The sequence below is a fragment of the Rhodococcus sp. ACPA4 genome (genome assembly GCF_002300185.1).
In the GTDB taxonomy this organism is placed as follows: Bacteria; Actinomycetota; Actinomycetes; order Mycobacteriales; family Mycobacteriaceae; genus Rhodococcus_F; species Rhodococcus_F globerula.
The window spans coordinates 1,392,459-1,410,320 of the sequence record NZ_NSDY01000002.1; the positions used below are offsets into that span (position 1 = coordinate 1,392,459).

Sequence of the window (17,862 nt, forward strand, 5' to 3'; positions counted from 1 at the left end):
GTAGGTCCAGTGGAGAGTCAGGAATCTGGCGAACTGTTCGTCGATCCGAAAGTGGCCAAACCAATGGTTGCAGCGTGTGACGCATGGATAGGTGAACTTAAGCTGATGGTCGTGCTCTGCGAGCGACTCAGCGACGTCAAAGGCATGGGAACTCTGGAATCGGGACGCGCCTTGGCGGACAAGTTTGCAAAGAAGGCCATTGGTGGCGAGGACTCGCTGGAGAAATCTCTCGACAGCCATATCGCCGTGGTGAAGGAGATGCGAGCCTACTTCCAAGCCTGCATCGACCGCTATGAATCCGTGGACACGGAGAATGCCGCCGCCCATGGGAGGCTCGAGATCCCCGGATAGGCACAAAAAATCTCGCTGAGCCGGAGGGCATCCGACTCAGCGAGACTGTGGAACGACTAGGCGGTGGGCAGAGACTTCAGCGAGGTGACCGTAGCGTCCACGGCGCGCGCTGCTTCGGCGCCCTTCTTCACGAAATGGGTGCTGAAGTAGTCGACATGCTCGGCATGCTCGTGGAAGTTGTGCGGCGTCAGAACGACCGAGAAGACCGGAACATCAGTATCAAGCTGCACTCGCATCAAACCATCGATGACGGCGGTTGCCACAAAATCGTGGCGGTAGATGCCACCGTCGACGACGAGGCCAGCAGCAACAATTGCCTGGTAACGGCCCGTCTGCGCCAAGCGGCGCGCATGCAGCGGGATCTCGAAAGCGCCCGGCACCTCGAAGAAATCGACTGAATCGCGGGCATAGCCCAAACCGACTATTTCGTCTGTGAATCCGTCACGTGCACGGTCCACGATGTTGCGATGCCACGTCGCCTGAATGAACGCGATGCGCTGTCCCTGGATGTCACTCATAACGACAAAACTACTGCACCAGGAAGCGTCGTCGCGAATGCATGTCTCAATCCTGCTGCCGCGGGAACGCCGTGGATCGCCCCCAGCCTGCATCGTTGGTGAGGTGCTCGAGCAGCGGCTGGATTCGGTAGGGAAGAGGATTGGTCAGCGCGATCGTGGTGGTGGAATGAGTGACACCCGGAAGGCTGACGATCTGCTCCGCCAACTTCTGCAGCGCAGCGTGGGTGGAGGTGGCTACGCGCACCAGCAGATCTTCGCGTCCCGTGGTGGCATGAATTTCGATCACCTCGGGCAACTCGGCCAAGCTCCTCGCGATGGCGCTGATCTTTCCCTGCTCCAGTTCGAGGCCCACAAATGCCTGGATGGGGATGCCAACTTCGGGGAGATCGAGATTGGGGCGGAACCCGGTGAGGATTCCGCCTGATTCCATGCGCTTCATCCGAGCCTGGACAGTGTTCCGGGCGACTCCCAACGAGTTTGCGAGTTCGGCGACACTCATGCGCGAATCCTTGCTGAGCAATCCGAGTAGCTGGACGTCGAGCTTGTCGATGCTGAGCACTTTGTGAACCTTTCTTCAGTGATCGAGGTCACTGGATGATCGTATTGCTTAGTTCAATAGATTTGCATTGACCAAATCGTAGCTCAGGAAGAGCATTGGTTCTACGAATTGCTCAGCGGAACAGTTTGCGTAGATCACTGTACCCATCGACGATTCGTCTCGATCTCACGCCTGTGTCGTACAAGTCCTTTGGAAAGGTCTATCTCACAATGACTCTCACCGCCGAGCCTGTGAACTCCGCCCACATCTCCGACGACACTGCCGGCGTATTCGATCGCGCAGACTATCTTCGCGATTACCCGCACGAGCAGGTGAGCTTCTTCCAGGATCCGGCGAGCGGACTCAAGGCGATTGTTGCAATCCACTCCACGACGCTCGGGCCGGCGCTCGGCGGCACCCGCTTCTACCCGTACGCGGACGAATCTTCCGCTGTCACAGACGTTTTGCGGCTCTCTCGCGGAATGACCTACAAGGCCGCGGTTGCGGGTGTTGATCTGGGCGGCGGAAAGGCCGTCATCATCGGCGACCCGGCAACGGCGAAGTCTGCCGAATTGCTCGGCGCCTACGCAAAATTCGTTCAGACACTTGGCGGCCGCTACATCACGGCCGGAGATGTGGGGACCAACTCGGACGATCTCGACGTGATCGGGCTCGGAACGGACTTCGTGGTGGGGCGCAATGCGAAGGCGGGCGGCTCGGGCGACAGCGCGCCGATGACGGCACTCGGCGTTTTCCAGTCACTGTTGGCGGCTGCGCAGGCTCACTGGGGCTCGCGTGATCTGGCCGGAAAGACGGTGGGCGTCGAGGGCACCGGCAAGGTTGGGTACGAACTCATCAAGCTGCTCCTGGCCGACGGCGCGACCGTCCTGGCCACTGATGTCAACGCGACGGCACTCGACCGCGTGAAGGCGGATTTCCCGCAGGTGCAGATCGTGGACAGTGTCATCGACGCCGATCTCGATGTTTATGCGCCCTGCGCAATGGGTGCGACGCTTTCGCACGCCACAGCAGAGGCAATCACTGCCGCGGTGATCTGCGGCGCAGCCAACAACCAGCTGACCGAACCCGAGGTCGAGTCCGTTCTGAGCGAGCGCGGCATCACGTGGGTACCTGATTATGTCGCCAACGGTGGTGGCCTCATTCAGGTTGCGGGCGAGCTGAAAGAGCATACGGCTGAGCAGGTCAGGGCTCAGGTGGAGAAGATTTTCGACACGGTAGCCGAGATTCTTGCCAAGGCGAAGGCTGAAGCAATCCTCGCGGGCGATGCAGCAGACTCCGTCGCCGAGGCGCGTATCGCACAGGCAGTTCGTTTGCGCACGGCGAGCTGAGACGCCCCGCGCGAGGTCATTAATTCGGCCGGTCCCGGCTAGTGTGGAACCAGACAAGCAGATGTGCAGAACTGGAACACGCGAGCCGGGACCGGCCGCAGTGCGTCGAACGCCCTATCCGCTCCATGTCCGACGCCGGAAGGGCCTTTGATGACCGAACAGTACGTTGTGTGGACCGAGAACGATACTGAGCGCCGTGCGCTCTGGGGGTCCACGAGCGGGGCACCGGCCCCCAAGCGGATACTGGTCGCAGACGACACGATGAAGGCGGACGAAGCCTACCGATTGGCGTGCGAGGGAACAGCCCTTCTATGGCGCGGTGACTTCCAGAATGCGCGTCAACTGTCCAAGGCTGTGGCTGCCCGGATGGATCGCAAACCGCGCAGAGACTCGGATGATCCGGCACAGGCCTTCCATCTTCACCGCCAGACACAGGGCCGGCGCGCACAGATTCTCGGCATGCTCCTGATTCCCCTCGACGCGGATCTCTCGATCCCATTGCGTCGTGCGCCCGACGCCCACGTCGCGTTCACCGAGGCATTCGGCGTCACGGATCAGCCGTCGGTTCGTTCGCTGCGTGATCTGTTGGGTGCAGTCGGCGCGCACGAGTGGAACCGCAAAGGCGTTCTGATTCCCGCGTTGGACGCTCGGATCCATCCGGCATTCGGAGTGTTCTCGCCCGTGCGCGGTGAGTACATCGACCTGGTGGCCGCTGCGCCGTTGCCGTCGACTGAAAGCGCTTTCGACATCGGCACCGGCACGGGGGTGTTGGCCGCTGTGCTCGCTGCGCGTGGAGTCACAGAAGTGACGGCGACGGATCAAGATCCCCGGGCCCTGCAGTGCGCGCGGTCCAACCTCGACAGGTTGGGTTACAGCGATCAGGTGACAGTGATCGAGGCGGATCTGTTCCCGGAAGGTGTTGCGCCACTAGTAGTCTGCAATCCGCCGTGGATTCCGGCAAAGGCAACCTCACCGATCGAGTACGCGATTTACGACCCGGCCGGAGCGATGTTGAAAGGCTTTCTGACCGGAGTGAGGGATCATCTCGCGGAGGGCGGCGAGGCCTGGCTGATTCTCTCCGATATCGCCGAACACCTTGGCCTGCGCACGCGGACCGAACTGCACGCGATGATCGCAGCAGGTGGATTGACGGTGATCGATCGCATCGACGTCAAACCGACGCACGCCAAGGTGAGTGACCGAACGGACGCTCTGCATGCCGCGCGTGCGCGTGAAACCACCTCGTTGTGGCGGCTTCGTCGGCGCTGAATTTTCGACGTCAGGACGGGTCGTCGAACAGCGTTTCCTGAGTGGGGTCGGCAAATAACCCCATTTGTTCTGGCTGCGGTTTTGCCGGCGGATCCGACTTGGCATCGGGCAACACAACCAGACGAAGTGCACCGCGCAGGCGATCGACCATGCGTTCCCACGTACTGACCTGATCATTGAATCCGGCGGCTTCTTCAGCGTCGTCGCGGCTATGTGCGTCGACGGCTTGGCTCCGCAACTGGATCTGCCACTCGTTGCTGATGTGCAGCAACTGCAGAATCAGGTCGCGGTCGCGTCCGCACACGTCGGCGACGGCCTCGAGGTCATCGGCAACATCGAGATCGAGATGAAGCAGCGTCTCGAGTTCCGGCGGCAGATCTTCCATGGTGAGCTCAGGCTGAAGTGTGCCAGACTCGCCGCCCTTGTTCGCGAAGAAGAGATCGCCGCCCAAGCGCGACGCGAACTCGTCGTCGACGGTACGAAGGAACGACGTCAACGAGGCGCACGTATCGGTGAGATGTTTGGGCACAAACGGTGAGCCCGCGACTTCGAGGAAGACGGACAACCTGTCGTCGATCAGAACAAACTTGATCCGGGACCATTTGCGGTTGAGGTCCGCGATGACCTCGCTGGCACGGGTGCGATCGCTGATGTCCTGTACCAGCGGTGAGAACAGTTGAACGTCAAGCGAATCCGAGAGCGGTCCGACGAACATGACGGTGGAGCCGACGCGAATGGGGATGTCTCCGTCGCTGTCGCGTTCGGGGAGACTGCCGAGCATGGGAACCAGGGCAAGGGTGACAAGTTCTTTGAGATGGTCGACGTCGTTGGGCAGGTACGCCGCACCGGGATCGAGCAGCGGTAACTCGTCGACGGTGGTGACCGACGGATCGAAATCCGGTGTCAGCTGATTGCCGGTGAGATCACTGGACAGAAACGCAGGGTGATGGACGCCGAAAACCGTGCGAAATGCCGCAACGGTCATCGAAGCCAGTTGGTCCGACCAGTTCTGCCTCTTGTCGACGCAGAAGGCGGGGGAGCTGTTGTCGGTATCGGGACCGTCCGACGGGGGAGCCCAGCCGAGCGCGACGAGAGTCTCGAGGCCGGACTCGTCGAGGGCGAACCGCGGGTGCAGAAAATTGTTGGAGGGAACCTCACACCGCACCATGTCGGTGTCCCAGATCAGGAACTGGACGCAGGGCGCTCCGCCTTCAGCGGTGTCGATGTCGGAGGTTGCAGCCTCGACAGCAAGGACGTCACCGTCCACCATGATCGAGATGTGGTCGGCCAGGCGTGCCTGAAATTCCGCCCACGCTCGGTCGACACTGATATCGAGGTCGAATCCGTGCACGGCCATCAGTCACCTCCTAACGCAACGCTGAGACCTATACGGTAACGCGAGGTGCCGACAAAGCAGCTGTTTGCAGGTAGGGGATGTAACGCCGGTCACCGTGATAGTTCACGGTGAATGTCTCAGTCTCCGCTGGACGGGCGCTCTGAATCAATGGTGACGACCGGGATTCCCGTGCTGGTCGGGACCGTCGTAGAAGTCACGGTCCCGGACGGGCGCGCTCTCGACGGCGTCGCTGACGCAGGAGTGGACGAAGCAGGCGTCGATGACACCGCAGTGGTGGAACTGGTGCTTGATACAGCGGTGGTGGACGTTGTCGTCGACGCCACTACGGATGTCAGCGGTACGTTGCGCGGGGCCGTGAGCTCGGGTGCGACCTGCCACGTCGGTGTCGGTGGAATCACGACGGTAGGTACGACTATCGAGGTGTAGAACGAGGCAGGTTCGATATCCGCAAGTGAGTCGACGGTGACGGTGGAAACCAGCGCTGGCGGGGTGACGATCGGGCCGCCGCCGCCGAATGCTCCGGCTGCTCCACCGAAGAGGAAGCCGGAAGCGACAGAAATGCCGGCAACTGTGAGCGCGCCGACCATGACAGTTCTGTCTCTCATGCACAACCTGTTCTCCGGGAGCAGTACGCAAAGCACTGTAGGCGAAATCGAACAGTAGTGGCACATCGAAAACTATTGGGTGGGACGCGAATAAGTGTGTTGTAGAACACAAAGGCCGCTTCATGTGCAAAACCCCGGGCGTTGAACGCCCGGGGCCTCGCGGCGAAACAGGCTATGCCGGGATGGTCAGAACCTGGCCGGCGTTGATGAGATCCGGGTTGGCAATACCGTTGGCATCGGCGATGCGCTGGTACTGGTTGCCGTCACCGTAGAAGCGTTCGGCGATCGCCCAGAGGGTGTCGCCGCCCTCGACCGTGTAGGTCTGCGCTGCCGGAGCGGCGGGAGCCGGTTCGGGCTCCGGTGCTGCCGGGGCGGGCTCCGGGGTGGGCTCAGGTGCGGGAGCTGCGACGGCGGTGTCAGTGGACCACAGGATGCGGTCGCCTGCGGACAGAACGACGTTGCGATCGTCCTGCACCGAGAGGGAGACCCCTTCGTTGCCGGAGGTCTGCGATGCCCAGACTGCGTCCCCGTCCTTGTAGAGGACGAAGTTGCCGTCGGCCTGCACGTCCGCGCGGTTAGCGCCCGATCCGTTTGTGCCGGCTGCCCAGACTGCGCGGCCGTCCTCGGAGAGAACCAGGTTGCCGTCTTCCTGCAGGGTGAGGGCGTAGGAACCGTTGTCGGACTTGAGTTCCTGGCCGATAGCGAGACTCTGGCCTGACTGCAGTGTGCTCACACTGTCCCTTTCCAAATCTGTTGCGGTGGGGTCCTGCCACGCAAGCATCACTCGCCAGTTACCTTGCGGTGAGTGGTTGCGTAGGCGGTCCACACTACGTTACCGGAGAGTTTTGTGGAACGTCCGACACACATACTTGAATTTCGGCGAGCGCGATCTCTCTGGTAGTGAGCAGTTTTGGTCGCCGAGAGATTCTTCCGAGGGTTGACCTGGGCGTCGATCAATCGGTCTGGCCTGAACTCTCGGTGAACTGCGTGTGACTCTCAGCTTATCTTCAGTAATCGCCAGGAGGGGACTGATCGGACAACGCGGCCAAAGTCTCGCTGTGCAGCACCCGGAGCAATTCGCGCTCGACCGCGGCAAATTCTGGCGAGGTGATCATGTCCAGTTCGCGGGGACGCGGAAGTGGCACGTCGACGACGCGTTTGACCGTGGCGGGCCTTGCGGAGAGAACGACGACGCGATCGGACAGATAGATGGCCTCACGAATGTCGTGGGTGATCATCAGAACTGTCCACCGATACTGCTGCCACACATCCTGGAGCCAGGACTGCATTTCGGTTCGGGTCAACGAGTCGAGGGCGCCGAACGGTTCATCGAGCAGCAGAACGGGCTTGCCCTGAACTACGGTGCGCAGCAGGGCAGCCCGCTGGCGCATGCCTCCCGACAGCTGCGACGGAGTGGCATTCTCGAAACCCGATAGTCCGAAGGCGGCAAACAGTTCTCGTGCCTTGTTGCGTGCGGTTTTCCGCGGCACACCCTGTACTTCGAGTCCCAGTGCGGTGTTGTCGAGAACCGAACGCCACGGAAACAGGAGATCCTTCTGAGGCATGTAGGCAGTCGGGATGCCGCTTCCCGAGTCCGGTAGACCAACGGAGACGGTTCCCGACGTGGGTGTTTCGAGTCCGGCCAAGACATTGAAGATGGTGCTCTTGCCGCATCCACTCGGTCCGATGATCGACACGAATTCGCCTGGGGCAGCGTAGAACGACACGTCGTCGAGAACCTGTCGCGTGTCTGCCCGGGTGCTGAATTCCTTGCTGAGTGAGGCCACGTCGACAATGCGTTCGGTGCTCATCGCGGTGTCCTTTCGCTCAGAGCCCACGGCGCAACGACGCGTTCCACCGCAAAGGTCAGTAGGTACAAGGTGACACTGATCAGAGCGGTCACCAGAACCGCAGCAAGGACCAGGTCGGTGCGGAAGGAATTCTTCTGGGTGCTCATGTAGATGCCCAAACCGGAGGTCGCGCCGACGTATTCGGAGAACACCGCCCCCACGACGGCGTAGGTGATACCGATGCGCAGCGCCGTGAAGAACCGTGGAATTGCCGACGGGAGTCGCACGTACCGGAATTCTTGCCAGCGCGAGGCACCCATGCTGCGCAGGAGGGCACCGGCTTCACGATCGGCCGCGGCAAAACCCTCGATCAAACCGATAGTCATCGGGAAGAACGTTGCCAGCGCGATCACCAGAACCTTCGGCAACAGTCCGAATCCGAACCAGATGATCATGAGTGGGGCGATCGCGATGATCGGCAACGTCTGCGAGACGACAAACAGTGGAACCAACGCGCGCGAGAGCCATGGTGAAAAGTCCACCACCACAGCAAGAATCCATGCGAGTGCCAAAGAGACGGTGAATCCGATCAGCGTCACCTGAAGCGTCGACAACGCATGGCCGGAGATCACGTCGCGGTTGTTCCACCCCTGCGAGAGCACTCGGCCTGGCGACGGCAGAACTTGGGGACGGATACCGCTGACATCGACGTAGATCTGCCAGGCCGCAACGAGCAGGATCACCACGGCGAGCGCAGGCAACGCTCGCCGTGTGACGGATCCCCATCGAGTCGCCACTTCAGGGCGCGTCGAGGTACTCATTGGTGAAGTATTCCGACCAATTCGGTTTCTGAGTCAGCGTATTGCCGTCCGGGCCTGCCAGTAGGCCGTTGTCGAAGAGGAAACCCGAATAGCCGGACCATGTTTCGAGATTCTGGGTTCCGACAACGCCGTTTGCGTCCAACATGTAATCAGCGGCAAGCATCCGTTGGCTGTCCCGCACGAGGTCCTCGTCGGTGAAGGCGCCGGGATTGGCATCGATGAGATCCTGTGCAGCGCGATCGGGATCCTCGGCGGCGGTCTGATATCCGCGCTGCACGGCCTTGACGAACTTGGCAGCTTCCTCGGGGTGATCCTTCATCCACTGCTGATTACCGTTGATCACAATGGAATACGCGTCGGGAAATCCGTAATCGGTGTACTGGAAGTAGCGCATCGGGGTTCCGTTGCGCTCCGCTTCGAGACCTTCCCACGCAAAGTAGGACACCGTGAAATCAGCCTGCCCCGAATACACGGCTTCGTAGGCCGACGTACCCAACGTGACGGTCGTGAAGTCGCCGGTCCCGCCGTCATTGCGAATCACCTGTTGCAGCGTTTCGACCTCGCCGGGATCGCCGAAGCCGGCGTAGACCTTGCCGTCGAGATCACGCGGACGGGTGATGTCCGATCGGTCGGCTTTGACGCCGATTCCCGTGGCACGGTGCTGAAGTGGCGCGATGACGGAGACCGTGTCCGCGCCCGCAGCGCGAGCGAACGTCGCCTGGCTCTGGGTGCTGATCCCGAACTCGGCGTTGCCGGCATCCACCAGGGTGTCGGGGGAGGTGTTGTTGTAGGGAAGGATCGACACGTCCAGTCCGGCGTCGTCGAAGTAGCCCTCCTGCATCGCGACGTAGAGCCCGGTGTGGTTGGTGTTGGGAGTCCAGTCGAGTGCAAACCGGATGGCATCCGAAGATTCTGTGCCACTGGAACATCCACTGATCATGGTCAGTGTGGCTGCGAGAGCTGCGGTCGTGGCGAGAACACGCCTTACCGAGATCATGACGCGGGCCAAGGCTGCGGGTGCAATGCCGAATCCCAGAACATCAGCTCGAATCGACTTGCGATTCGGAACGCCTCGCTCATCGCTTCTCGATCTGCTTCGGTAGCGGCGTCGGCTGCTGCGTCGACGAGCTCCCGTGCCTTCGCGACGGACTCGTGGAACTCCGGCGCGTCGTAGGTGCTGACCCACTGCGCGTAGGGATGCGTCGGATCTGCGTCCAGAACTTCCCGCGCTGACGCGGCGAGGTCGCGCCCGACCTCGGCGTAAATCCAGAAGCAGGGGAGTACTGCAGCGGCCGAGACGGCGTACGGCGCGGTGGCGGCAGTCGCGATCAGATAGGACACGTATCCCAAGCAGGCTTGTGAATGCTCGAGCCGACTGGTCTCGGCCGGCAGAATCCCGCCGGTGAGAAGGCCGTCATGCAGTGACGACTCGACCGTGGCTGCCGTGGATGCGGAGTTGGACCAGAATCCCGCTGCCTGCGGGTTCGGGGCGTGAGCGGCAACAAGAGACAGCGCTTGGGAGTACCCCTCGAGATAGAGCTTGTCTTGCTCGATGTAGGTGCGGAACGCGTCGAGCGGCAAGGTGCCGTCGCCGAGTCGGCGCAGGAATTCGAGTGAGTCGATGGACTCACGCAGCACTTTGGTCTCGTCCCAGAGGCGGTCGGTGAATCGGTCCGAAGTCGATTCGATGAGCGCCGTGTTCGAGACGGACGTATTTTCGGCAGAACTGTATGCAGGCTGTGTGGTAGCCATGACATCCCTTCGTCAGCATTACCTGATCAGGTTCCCGGGTTTGATCTCAGCCCCGCCCATGCGGAGCACCCCGTGTCAGAACAAGGCGACCTTAACACCGCCGCTTTCCGTTGCTCGTCCCCACCTCTCGGAAATTGGTAGGTTTGGGACAGATTCTCTCAAAGTCGAGGTCGTGAGGAGATTCAGGCATGGACACCGAAATTCGACCGGGAGACACAGGCGAGAGCACCCTTGTCGTCCACACCCCAGCCGGTGACGTCCGGGGATATGCCGATGGTTCGGTTTTCGCCTGGAAGGGTATCCCGTACGCGGCCGCCCCGACCGGGGAGCGAAGGTTCCGAGCGCCACTACCGGCCGAACCATGGGATGGCGTGCGGGATGGCCGCGCCTTCGGTCCCATCGCACCGCAGGGGCAAAGCCCGGCGGTGCCGATAGATCGGGCGTTTGTGGTCGACGAGGATTGTCTGTCCGTCAATGTGTGGGCGCCACGACCAGACGGCACGCCGCGGCCGGTCATGGTGTGGATTCACGGCGGTGCCTATTGTCTGGGTTCGGCAGCCCAAAGCATCTACGACGGTCGGCACCTGGCGGAGACCGGTGACGTTGTTCTCGTCTCGTTCAACTACCGCGTCGGCGCGATGGGGTTCCTTGACTTGTCTTCCTTCTCGACACCGGACGTGGTGTTCGAGTCGAATTGTGGCTTGCGCGACCAGATTGCAGCGCTCGAGTGGGTGCGCGACAACATTGCTGCGTTTGGCGGTGACCCGGGCGAGGTGACGGTATTCGGGGAGTCGTCGGGTGCCGGTTCCATCACGACGTTGATGACGTGCCCAACAGCCGAAGGCCTCTTTCATCGCGCGATCGCTCAAAGTCCACCGGCCACATCGGTATACGGCCGCGAACGCGCCCGCGCGGTGGCCATCCGCTTCCTCGAACTGATCTCGATTGCCCCAGGCGATGCCGGCGATCTGATCGACGCCGATCTCGAACTGATCATCAAGGCCGGTGACGAACTGGTCAACGAAATCCCGACCCGCATTCCAGGAACCCTCGCCATGGCCCCAGTGGTGGATCGAGATCTGGTGCCGCACTACCCCGTTGCAGCTTTCCAGAAGGGGTACGCCCACAGAATCCCACTGATCATCGGATCGAACAAGGACGAGGCGTCGATCTTCAAATTCATGAAATCGCCGTTGATGCCGGTGAGTGCGCAGTCGGTGGAGGCGATGCTGCAGGCGCTGGCCGACGACCACCCGGACATTTCGCCGACGCGGCTGGCCGAGATCATGTCCGCCTATCCTGATCACGCCAAACCCAGCGGCGCCTTGGCGCTCTCGCGTGACGCGGCGTTTCGGATGCCGACACTATGGATTGCCGACGCGCATGCACGGCACTCGCCGACGTGGCTCTATCGATTCGACCACGCCACGCCCATGCTCAAGGCCGCGCGCATCGGAGCCGGGCACGCAACCGAATTGCCGTATGTATTCGGCAATTTCGGAACCCTGGACGTCGATCCGACATTCTGGTTGGGTGGACGCAAGGCTGCAATGGAGGTGGCCGGTCGGATGCAACGACGGTGGCTGGCATTTGCCCGGCATGGAGTGCCGGCCGCGCTCGACGGGTCCAAACACTGGCCGCCGTATGACGAAGAGGCTCGATCCACGCTACTGATCGATTCGCCGGACTCGTTGGTCCACGACGCTGACGAGGTGCTGCGCATCGCCTGGGGGACCGAGGTGATGGGATTCAAATAGCGGTCAGGGGTGATCGAGTTCGCGCAGCACCGGAAGCGCCGCGCACACGATCGCGATGACAACGATCGGAATCGACAGTGCCACAAAGGTTGATGCAATACCGAGCTGATCGAGAAGTGGGCCGACAACGAGGTATCCGAGTGGACCGGCGGCGTAGGCCGTCGACGTCATCACACCGACAACCCGGCCTCGCATGTGCTCGGGGCTGCGAGTCTGCATGGCGTAGTTGGCTATCGGCCCCACCGGGCCGTACACAAGACCTTGCAGGCCCGCCAGGACCAGAATCACCCACAACGGCGGGAGCAGGGCCATCGCGAGCATGGCAACGCCGAGCACGCCGACTGCACAGATCATGATCAGTCGCCGAGACATCAGGGGAGCAAGCGGCGCGTACGCCAAGGCGCCCACGATTCCACCGATCGCCAACGCCATCAACACCGACCCGAGCTGTGCGGGTTGATCGAGCTCGGTGAAGTACACGGGGAAAACAACACTCTCCACCGGCATGTACAAAGCCACGACGGCCATGTCGACCAGTGCCAGAGTTCGGAGAAGCTTGTTGTTCCACACGAACTTCAAGCCCTCGAGTGTGCCGTGCCAGATGGACGCCGGACGTAGGCCGGGGTCTGGTGTTCCGGCGTCGGCCAGACGGATGAAGGCAACGACGATGATCGAAAGCACGAACCCCGCCGCAGTCACCCAGAGGGTGCTGACCGCGCCGATCGTGGCGATCAGGACGCCGCCGACTCCGGGACCGATCAGATACGCGACGTTGTAGTTCGCCTCGTACAGGCTGTTGGTCCGATCGAGCTTCCACCCCGCGGCGCGCGTCGCCGCCGGCAGCATCGATTCTCGCGCTGCCATGCCGGCCGGATCGAATGTTGCACCGAGCGCAGCGAGAGCGGCGATCACCGGAATGCTCAGACCTGAGGTGACCGCGAAGATGGGAATGGCCGAAGCCGACACAGCGGACAACGCGTCGGACACCAGCGAGGTGCGCCGACGACCGAATCGATCGACGAGAGTGCCGGAGAACAAACTTGCGATCAGTAGTGGCACGGCGGCGGCACCGGCAACAATTGCCGCGTCGGTGGCGCGCCCGGTGCGCTCGAGAACGAGCCAGGGGATGACCACCATGGAGATGCCGTTTCCGATTGCGGAGAACAGCGTCGCGAGGTTGATCAGAACCAACGGAAGGTAGTGGATCTGTTCGGACGTGCCCGCGCGTCCGAGTCGGGGCGTGACAGTCACGGACATTCCTTCCGGGCAGCGGGGCAGCAAAAGTGCTGTTTCCACCAACACTGCCCGACGCGCGTCATGTCCGCGACTGATTTTTGACGGCTCGCTCGGCCTCGGGGTCAGTTATCCCCGAGGCAACAAGCGAGTTACAGGAGGATCTGAAACTCCGGATTCTGCGCGACGAACTTTTCGACGTACGAGCAGGACGGGACGATCTTCTTGCCGTCCGACTGCGTTTGTGTGAGGGCTTGCCGCACGACGACGGCAGCGAGCCCACGGCCACGGAACTGCGGGTAGGTGACGGTGTGGTGGAAATCGCGCACACCATTCGATTCGGAATACTCCGCAAAACCTGCGAGTTCGTCGTCCGAATAAATATCGAAGCGGCTCTCGTCGACGTTGTGCACGATCTTGTCGGTCATTGTTGGTGGCTCCGTATCGGTGAGGGATGTCTCCTCGACGGTACCCGGGTCTGTGGACGGCGCGGGAGGCGCTTCGAGTCAGCGCTCTTCGATTGCTGCTCGCCCAATTGGACAGCCGTTCAAAGCTGATCGTGTAGGGCGTTGTGTCGTCAGAAATAGGCTGTGTACTAGGGATTCTTGGTGTGAAGATGCATGGGAAAACGGCGATACACATGATTTGCTACCGTAACGATCCCACCTGATGAGATAGTTGAAAAAGATTTTTTCGCAACCGGGCGTGTTGCTCTCATGGAGGCCGAAAAAACGGGCAAATCGCAGGTCAGGCCGACTGGCTCCAGATATGGACCAATGTCGTGAAGGCGATGGCCTTAGGTCTCGAATAGGCACTGACACGGCAACGTTTTCCAGAGCGCAACCCAAACGAAGCCTTGGGGGGTTAGCGTGTGCATCGTCGGGGATAAACGAAGCGTTACAGGGTCACCGGAAAAAAGGTCTCGGGTGTATCCAGGCAACGGGCAGTCGTCACATCGTCGTCGAACACTTCGAGGAAGGAACGCACATGATTTTCGGACAGCGTGAGTCGAACAGTTACCTGGCTGCAATATTTTCGTACGACTTCCTCGATGAGCACATCGGATACGAGACGATTGCACGCATTCACCGCGGCGAGATCGATGACTGGATCCGCGACCTTGCGGCATCCGGACTCTTTTCCGCGGCCGAGGTTCGCGCGGCAGAACTCGCGTGGCACAAGAACCCACGACTCCTTCTCGACGCGCTCCTCGAAGATGCGGACGAAGTGTCGGTCAAGCGGTGGGAAATCGCGTGGGCGCGACTCGATCGCCAGTCACATAGCGTTCACCCGGCGCCCGTCGCCGAGCACGGTTGAAGGGCAACTGACGACTGAGGTCGTCAGATGACGTCTGCCTCGCCGCCGTCGACAACCACAACCTGCTGATCGCTCAGCACCCTAAACGGAATCCGTTCTTTTGTAAGTATGACGATTGTTCGTGCCGTGGCCGCAGGATCCTCGAGTACAGAACCACCGCCGTGCGGAACAATCGCGAAATCGACGAGTCCGAGCCCGGTCCACACCGGCTCGATTCCGCACGTGGCCAGTACATCGGACGGATCATCGGTGACGTCCAACCCGGTCAAGGTCGGTGTGGCCACAGCAGCGCCGGCGCTGTATCCCGCGTAGGCAAGATCTCCATTACGGACAAGGCGTTCGAGGACGTCGTCCGCTCCCGTCCGCGCTAACTGCGCCCGCAGGACAAAGGTATTTCCGCCGCGGACCCAGACGCAGTCGAACGTCCGCAGTGCGCGCTCCAGTGCGTCGGGTGAGTGAGCGTAGTCGCGGATGTCGAGTTCCTCGGCGTCGTATCCCGCTCGGCGTAGTGGCGTCAGTTCGCTGGTGACCGCGGACGCTCGGGCGGCGGCCGGCCACGCGTCGGCGGCCGCCGCGATGACGGCGATCCGAGCGCCAGGGCCGACCAGTTCCGCGAAGCGTGTGTGGTGGTCGCCGAACCGGTACGACGCCAGGAACAACTTCATCGGACGGCGTGGTTCAGATCGTGAACGCAAGGTTGTCGAGGATGCGTTTGCCGAGCGCGTGATCGCCTACGATCGTGACCTCGTCAAGATGATCAGCCGCGCGGACCCGTCCGCAGGCAAGTCTCGTGAAGAGCGCGGAACTCATCCGCACGGTCACGGTGGGCGGCCCATCGAGCGTGGGAACCAGAGCGGCGCGACCGTCGACGGCGATGTGTAGTTCGCGGGCCAGCGGGCCGCCGAGATCGAAGGTGATGCGAGAGCCGTCCGGTGCCTTGCCCCGTTTGCCGACAACAAATCCGAGGGAACTCGAGATTTCCTTGAACGCCATTTCCGCGCGCGGACCGCCCTCGTCTCCGGGAGCGCTGACGGCGTCGCGGATGTCGAGCTCGTGGAGCCAGCAGTCGAACAATCGGATTCGCATGAAGCGGCCGTACGGCGCCGGGCCGACGGGAGTGGAAGACTCTGCATTCCAATCGGATTCGCTCAAAGTGCGAAGGGTAGCGGTGCGAGCAGACGTGATCTCGCGGTACTGCTCGAGTAGTTGCGGTGACGGGACTCGTCGAAGTCCCTCCACCCAGCGCTCGTTGAATGCGCCGATCTCGTTGTGAACGTGGGGGAGGGCGTGAACGTTGACGTCTGTGGTCGGCGGTTCGATTCCCGAGAGAAGCGATTCGGTTCCGATCAGGTGCGCGGTGATGTCGTGCACCGTCCACCCCGGCAGATTGGTGGGGGAGAACCAGCCGTCACCGTCGAGGGCGGAGAGAAGCGAGTCGATGACCTGCCATTGCTCGATCAACAAACCGGTGACGGATTCCTGGGGCCAGTCGCTCATAAGACTTTTCTCCGTAGATTTCGATGGTTCACTGACTTCTCACTGTAGGGCCAGAAAGTTCGGCCGCCGATCCAACGGTGCCGTTCTGCCGAAATCGAATCGGACCGCGCCGCCTTGTGATAGACCGGGGTGGACGGACGAGAAGCTGATTGAGGAGTGCGCGTGTTTCCTGGAAATTTTGTTGCTTCCACACCGGACAAGCCGGCGATCATCCGTCCGTCGACCGGTGAGTCGATCACGTATCGGGAACTCGACGAGCGATCGATCGCACTGGCCCGGCATCTGCGCGGGCTGGGAATGAAGCCTGGCGATCACGTTGCACTCATATCGAACAACGACCTGCGTGCGTTCGAAGTGTATTGGGCCGCACTGCGGTCCGGCTTCTACATCACCGCAGTCAACTGTCATCTGACGGCGCAGGAGTCGGCGTACATCGTCGACAATTGCGAGGCGAAAGTACTGATCGCGTCCGCTGGAGCAGCACACGCTGTTCCGACAGATCCGGCGCTGACGCCGCGAGTTCTCCACAGATTGGCGTACGGGGGTGAGCTGGCAGGATTCGAGGACTACGACGCGGCTGTTTTGGCGCAATCGACGGAGCCTTTGGATTCGCAACCCCGCGGCACCGACATGCTGTATTCCTCGGGAACAACCGGTCGCCCCAAAGGGATCAAGGGAGACCTCCCGGAAGGCGAGGTCGACGTAACGATGGATCCGTTCACCGCGGTGTTCGCACCGATGTACGGATTCGATTCCAGCACAGTCTATTTGTGCCCGGCGCCGATCTATCATGCTGCGCCGCTGCGGTTCTGCGGAGTCATCAACTCGGTGGGCGGCACTGTGATCTTGATGGACAGCTTCGACGCCGAGACGGCGCTGTCTCTGATCGGCGAGTACGGCGTCACGCACAGTCAGTGGGTGCCGACGATGTTTGTGCGGATGCTCAAACTTCCCGAGGAGACACGACTCGGATACGACGTGTCGAGTATGAAGGTGGCCATTCATGCCGCGGCGCCGTGCCCGCCGGAGGTCAAGGCGTCGATGATCGACTGGTGGGGTCCGGTGATCAACGAGTACTACGCGTCGACGGAAGGCGCGGGCGCGACATTCATCAACAGTGAGCAGTCGCTGTCGCACCCAGGTTCGGTCGGTCGCGACGGAGTAATGGGAATTGTCCATATCTGCGACGATTCCGGCGCGGACCTTCCCGTCGGTGAGATCGGCACAGTCTTCTGGGAACGTGAGAAGCTGCCGTTCCGCTATCACAACGATCCGGAGAAAACTGCGTCCGCGCAGCACCCCGATCATCCGAACTGGACCACGAGCGGCGACATCGGGTACATCGACGACGAGAGGTTCCTCTATCTGACCGACCGGGCGGCATTCACCATTATTTCGGGTGGCGTCAATATCTATCCGCAGGAGTCGGAGAATGTTCTGACTCTCCATCCGAAGGTTTTCGACGTCGCGGTAATCGGAGTTCCCGACGAGGAGATGGGCGAACAAGTCAAGGCTGTCGTCCAGTTAGTAGACGGAATTGAACCTTCGGCAGATGTCGCCGAAGAATTGCTGAAGTACGTGCGCGATCGCGTTTCGCATTTCAAGGCGCCGCGTTCCATCGACTTCGCCGACGAATTGCCTCGAACTGCCACGGGAAAACTTGTCAAGCACAAGCTGCGATCCCACTATGTGAACAGTTGACCAATCG

At 61.3% G+C, this 17,862-nt stretch carries 19 protein-coding genes and 1 riboswitch; of the genes, 7 read left to right on the forward strand and 12 right to left on the reverse strand.

Annotated elements, in window-relative coordinates; genetic code table 11:
* The first annotated feature begins 9 nt into the window (after positions 1–9).
* Positions 10–351: a hypothetical protein gene (locus CJ178_RS29625; protein ID WP_257013535.1), complete on the forward strand. Its 342-nt coding sequence runs from the start codon at positions 10–12 to the stop codon at positions 349–351.
* A 56-nt stretch (positions 352–407) separates the two neighbouring features.
* On the opposite strand, the gene CJ178_RS29630 is transcribed toward CJ178_RS29625, so the two are convergent.
* Both CJ178_RS29630 and CJ178_RS29635 read right to left on the reverse strand, forming a co-directional pair.
* Positions 408–869, reverse strand: a complete 462-nt coding sequence (locus tag CJ178_RS29630; protein ID WP_033236033.1) for a 6,7-dimethyl-8-ribityllumazine synthase — start codon at positions 867–869, stop codon at positions 408–410.
* 46 nt (positions 870–915) lie between these two features.
* Positions 916–1,428 (reverse strand): Lrp/AsnC family transcriptional regulator, encoded by a 513-nt coding sequence (locus CJ178_RS29635; protein ID WP_033236034.1) that lies wholly within the window; start codon positions 1,426–1,428, stop codon positions 916–918.
* Positions 1,429–1,637: 209 nt separating this feature from the next.
* Here CJ178_RS29635 and CJ178_RS29640 point away from each other — a divergent pair, with 209 nt between their 5' ends.
* The gene (locus tag CJ178_RS29640) at positions 1,638–2,756 is read left to right on the forward strand and encodes a Glu/Leu/Phe/Val family dehydrogenase (RefSeq protein ID WP_095888749.1); all 1,119 of its coding nucleotides are present in this window, start codon (positions 1,638–1,640) and stop codon (positions 2,754–2,756) included.
* Between the two features lie 150 nt (positions 2,757–2,906).
* Entirely contained in the window at positions 2,907–4,025 is a 1,119-nt protein-coding gene (locus CJ178_RS29645) for a methyltransferase (protein ID WP_095888606.1), read from the forward strand.
* A 10-nt stretch (positions 4,026–4,035) separates the two neighbouring features.
* Here the strand turns inward: CJ178_RS29645 and CJ178_RS29650 are convergent, their stop codons facing one another.
* The gene (locus CJ178_RS29650) at positions 4,036–5,382 is read right to left on the reverse strand and encodes a T3SS (YopN, CesT) and YbjN peptide-binding chaperone 1 (RefSeq protein ID WP_095888607.1); all 1,347 of its coding nucleotides are present in this window, start codon (positions 5,380–5,382) and stop codon (positions 4,036–4,038) included.
* 147 nt (positions 5,383–5,529) lie between these two features.
* Here CJ178_RS29650 and CJ178_RS32945 point away from each other — a divergent pair, with 147 nt between their 5' ends.
* The gene (locus CJ178_RS32945; protein ID WP_179300865.1) at positions 5,530–5,808 is read left to right on the forward strand and encodes a hypothetical protein; all 279 of its coding nucleotides are present in this window, start codon (positions 5,530–5,532) and stop codon (positions 5,806–5,808) included.
* A 351-nt stretch (positions 5,809–6,159) separates the two neighbouring features.
* Here CJ178_RS32945 and CJ178_RS29660 read toward each other — a convergent pair whose 3' ends face one another.
* From CJ178_RS29660 to CJ178_RS29680, 5 genes are all read right to left on the reverse strand, one after another.
* A complete protein-coding gene (locus CJ178_RS29660) occupies positions 6,160–6,768 on the reverse strand; it encodes a LysM peptidoglycan-binding domain-containing protein (protein WP_045071421.1) in 609 nt (202 codons plus the stop codon).
* Positions 6,769–6,994: 226 nt separating this feature from the next.
* On the reverse strand, positions 6,995–7,798 hold the full coding sequence (locus CJ178_RS29665) for an ABC transporter ATP-binding protein (protein WP_095888609.1): 804 nt from the start codon (positions 7,796–7,798) through the stop codon (positions 6,995–6,997).
* The gene (locus tag CJ178_RS29670) at positions 7,795–8,598 is read right to left on the reverse strand and encodes an ABC transporter permease (RefSeq protein WP_045071416.1); all 804 of its coding nucleotides are present in this window, start codon (positions 8,596–8,598) and stop codon (positions 7,795–7,797) included. The genes CJ178_RS29665 and CJ178_RS29670 overlap by 4 nt, the downstream gene beginning before the upstream one ends.
* Entirely contained in the window at positions 8,576–9,595 is a 1,020-nt protein-coding gene (locus CJ178_RS29675) for an ABC transporter substrate-binding protein (protein ID WP_045071414.1), read from the reverse strand. The genes CJ178_RS29670 and CJ178_RS29675 overlap by 23 nt, the downstream gene beginning before the upstream one ends.
* Complete coding sequence (locus CJ178_RS29680) at positions 9,592–10,350, reverse strand: TenA family protein (protein WP_095888610.1); 759 nt, start codon at positions 10,348–10,350, stop codon at positions 9,592–9,594. The genes CJ178_RS29675 and CJ178_RS29680 overlap by 4 nt, the downstream gene beginning before the upstream one ends.
* A riboswitch (TPP riboswitch) is annotated at positions 10,338–10,433 on the reverse strand. Its footprint overlaps the gene before it by 13 nt.
* Positions 10,434–10,538: 105 nt before the next feature.
* On the opposite strand from CJ178_RS29680, the gene CJ178_RS29685 reads away from it, so the two are divergent.
* Positions 10,539–12,107: a carboxylesterase/lipase family protein gene (locus CJ178_RS29685; RefSeq protein WP_095888611.1), complete on the forward strand. Its 1,569-nt coding sequence runs from the start codon at positions 10,539–10,541 to the stop codon at positions 12,105–12,107.
* Between the two features lie 3 nt (positions 12,108–12,110).
* Here CJ178_RS29685 and CJ178_RS29690 read toward each other — a convergent pair whose 3' ends face one another.
* Together CJ178_RS29690 and CJ178_RS29695 are read right to left on the reverse strand one after the other, a co-directional pair.
* On the reverse strand, positions 12,111–13,358 hold the full coding sequence (locus tag CJ178_RS29690) for an MFS transporter (RefSeq protein ID WP_233364420.1): 1,248 nt from the start codon (positions 13,356–13,358) through the stop codon (positions 12,111–12,113).
* Between the two features lie 134 nt (positions 13,359–13,492).
* Positions 13,493–13,768 carry a GNAT family N-acetyltransferase gene (locus CJ178_RS29695; RefSeq protein ID WP_095888612.1) on the reverse strand — a complete coding sequence of 92 codons (276 nt, stop codon included), beginning with the start codon at positions 13,766–13,768 and terminating at the stop codon, positions 13,493–13,495.
* Positions 13,769–14,327: 559 nt separating this feature from the next.
* On the opposite strand from CJ178_RS29695, the gene CJ178_RS29700 reads away from it, so the two are divergent.
* Positions 14,328–14,657, forward strand: coding sequence for a hypothetical protein (locus CJ178_RS29700; protein ID WP_033236037.1), 330 nt, complete (start codon positions 14,328–14,330; stop codon positions 14,655–14,657).
* Between the two features lie 23 nt (positions 14,658–14,680).
* Here CJ178_RS29700 and CJ178_RS29705 read toward each other — a convergent pair whose 3' ends face one another.
* Positions 14,681–15,322 (reverse strand): Type 1 glutamine amidotransferase-like domain-containing protein, encoded by a 642-nt coding sequence (locus tag CJ178_RS29705; RefSeq protein WP_095888613.1) that lies wholly within the window; start codon positions 15,320–15,322, stop codon positions 14,681–14,683.
* A gap of 13 nt (positions 15,323–15,335) precedes the next feature.
* Positions 15,336–16,154, reverse strand: a complete 819-nt coding sequence (locus tag CJ178_RS29710; protein WP_095888614.1) for a maleylpyruvate isomerase family mycothiol-dependent enzyme — start codon at positions 16,152–16,154, stop codon at positions 15,336–15,338.
* A gap of 162 nt (positions 16,155–16,316) precedes the next feature.
* Between CJ178_RS29710 and CJ178_RS29715 the strand changes: the two genes are divergently transcribed.
* Entirely contained in the window at positions 16,317–17,855 is a 1,539-nt protein-coding gene (locus tag CJ178_RS29715; protein WP_095888750.1) for an AMP-binding protein, read from the forward strand.
* Positions 17,856–17,862: the final 7 nt, after the last annotated feature.

Coding starts and splice junctions, on each gene's coding strand:
- CJ178_RS29630 (WP_033236033.1), bottom strand. CDS start 869: ATGAGTGACATCCAGGGACAGCGCATCGCGTTCATTCAGGCGACGTGG.
- CJ178_RS29640 (WP_095888749.1), top strand. CDS start 1,638: ATGACTCTCACCGCCGAGCCTGTGAACTCCGCCCACATCTCCGACGAC.
- CJ178_RS29645 (WP_095888606.1), top strand. CDS start 2,907: ATGACCGAACAGTACGTTGTGTGGACCGAGAACGATACTGAGCGCCGT.
- CJ178_RS29650 (WP_095888607.1), bottom strand. CDS start 5,382: ATGGCCGTGCACGGATTCGACCTCGATATCAGTGTCGACCGAGCGTGG.
- CJ178_RS32945 (WP_179300865.1), top strand. CDS start 5,530: ATGGTGACGACCGGGATTCCCGTGCTGGTCGGGACCGTCGTAGAAGTC.
- CJ178_RS29660 (WP_045071421.1), bottom strand. CDS start 6,768: ATGCTTGCGTGGCAGGACCCCACCGCAACAGATTTGGAAAGGGACAGT.
- CJ178_RS29665 (WP_095888609.1), bottom strand. CDS start 7,798: ATGAGCACCGAACGCATTGTCGACGTGGCCTCACTCAGCAAGGAATTC.
- CJ178_RS29670 (WP_045071416.1), bottom strand. CDS start 8,598: ATGAGTACCTCGACGCGCCCTGAAGTGGCGACTCGATGGGGATCCGTC.
- CJ178_RS29675 (WP_045071414.1), bottom strand. CDS start 9,595: ATGATCTCGGTAAGGCGTGTTCTCGCCACGACCGCAGCTCTCGCAGCC.
- CJ178_RS29680 (WP_095888610.1), bottom strand. CDS start 10,350: ATGGCTACCACACAGCCTGCATACAGTTCTGCCGAAAATACGTCCGTC.
- CJ178_RS29685 (WP_095888611.1), top strand. CDS start 10,539: ATGGACACCGAAATTCGACCGGGAGACACAGGCGAGAGCACCCTTGTC.
- CJ178_RS29695 (WP_095888612.1), bottom strand. CDS start 13,768: ATGACCGACAAGATCGTGCACAACGTCGACGAGAGCCGCTTCGATATT.
- CJ178_RS29700 (WP_033236037.1), top strand. CDS start 14,328: ATGATTTTCGGACAGCGTGAGTCGAACAGTTACCTGGCTGCAATATTT.
- CJ178_RS29705 (WP_095888613.1), bottom strand. CDS start 15,322: ATGAAGTTGTTCCTGGCGTCGTACCGGTTCGGCGACCACCACACACGC.
- CJ178_RS29710 (WP_095888614.1), bottom strand. CDS start 16,154: ATGAGCGACTGGCCCCAGGAATCCGTCACCGGTTTGTTGATCGAGCAA.